General features: G+C 61.9%; 1 protein-coding gene. It reads left to right on the forward strand.

Features of this window, described 5'->3' with window-relative positions; all coding sequences use genetic code 11:
- A partial coding sequence (locus ABT114_RS50475; RefSeq protein ID WP_351154147.1) for an aromatic ring-hydroxylating oxygenase subunit alpha occupies window positions 1-1,047 on the forward strand: 1,047 nt, incomplete at its 5' end.
- Window positions 1,048-1,161 lie beyond the last annotated feature (114 nt).

The following is a 1,161-nucleotide window of genomic DNA, read 5'->3' on the forward strand; positions in this document are numbered from 1 at the left end:
GCGTTTCACAATGTGTGCCGGCATCGGGGGAACAAGCTGGTGTGGAACGATTTCCCGCGGGAGGAGACCAGCGGGGTGTGCCGGCAGTTCACGTGTAAGTATCACGCGTGGCGTTATGACCTGGACGGTGGGCTGGCGTTCGTGCAGCAGGAGGGTGAGTTCTTCGGTCTGGACAAGTCGGATTACGGGCTGAAGCGGGTGCGGGCGGAGGTGTGGGAGGGGTTCGTCTTCGTCAATCTCGACGAGGGGGATGTGACGCCGTTGCGGGAGTATCTGGGGGAGTTCGGGAAGGGGATCGAGGGGTATCCGTTCGGCCGGCTGACGCAGGTGCACAAGTACCGGGCGGAGATCGGCAGTAACTGGAAGTTGTTCATCGATGCGTTCGCGGAGTTTTATCACGCGCCGATCCTGCATTCGGGTCAGTACATGGCTGAGGAGGCGCGGAAGATCCAGAAGTACGGGTATGAGGCGTTGCACTATGGCGTGGATGGCCCGCACAGCATGGTGTCGTCGTGGGGTGGGATTGCGCCGCCGCATGACCGCAAGATGGTGAAGCCGATCGAGGCGGCGTTGCGCAGTGGGTTGTTCGGGCCGTGGGATGCGCCGGATATCGGGGTGGCGACCGGGGATCTGCCGCCGGCGATCAATCCGACGCGGGATGCGCGGTGGGGGATGGACTCGTTTGTGTTCTTCCCGAACTTCATGTTGTTGATCTGGCGGCCGAACTGGGTGCTGACGTATCACTACTGGCCGACGTCGTACAACACGCATATTTTTGAGGGTACGTGTTATTTCGTGCCGCCGAAGAACGCGTTTGAGCGGTTGCAGCAGGAGTTGGCGGCGGTGTCGTTCAAGGAGTATGGGCTGCAGGACGGCAACACGCTGGAGGCCACGCAGTTGATGCTTCAGTCGCGTGCGGTGGGGGAGTTCCCGCTCAATGATCAGGAAGTGCTGCTGCGGCATCTGCATCAGACGGCGGGTGCCTACGTCGAGGAGTACCAGGGGCTGAAGTCCGGCGGATCGGCGTCCGCTGCGGCTGTGTCCTGATCTGTGTTGTTCGAGTGAGGTGAGGAGAGTGCTGCGTCATGGCCAGTGTGTTTCCGGCCGGTTTTGAGGTGTTGGAGCCGTTCGCGGACTGGGCGGTGCGGGGTGAGAAGGCGC

The organism is Streptomyces sp. NPDC002088 (genome assembly GCF_040296605.1).
Lineage (GTDB): Bacteria > Actinomycetota > Actinomycetes > Streptomycetales > Streptomycetaceae > Streptomyces.